A 260-nucleotide genomic window follows, 5' to 3' on the forward strand; every position below is an offset into this window, starting at 1 on the left:
GAAGCGGAGACCTTCGATGCCAAGAATCCGATGGGCGATGATCCTCATGTGTTTCCTCGCCAACGTCATCAACTTCGTCGATCGCGCCAATCTCGCGATCGCGGCGCCCAGCATCCGCACGGACCTCGGGCTCGACGCCGTCGGCATGGGCCTCGTGCTGAGCGCGTTTTTCTGGACCTACGCGTTCCTGCAATTGCCCGCGGGCTGGTTCATCGACAAGGTGGGCGTGCGGCTCGCGCTCGCCTTCGCGGTGGGCTGGT

Annotated in this window: 1 protein-coding gene; it reads left to right on the forward strand. The window is 64.2% G+C overall.

Annotation, left to right across the window (positions count from 1 at the left end; all coding sequences use genetic code 11):
• Positions 1–16: 16 nt before the first annotated feature.
• On the forward strand, positions 17–260 hold a 244-nt coding region (locus SB816_RS32825; RefSeq protein ID WP_410548358.1), incomplete at its 3' end, for an MFS transporter.

Source organism: Achromobacter sp. SIMBA_011, assembly GCF_046535435.1.
GTDB classification, from domain to species: Bacteria; Pseudomonadota; Gammaproteobacteria; order Burkholderiales; family Burkholderiaceae_B; genus Achromobacter; species Achromobacter dolens.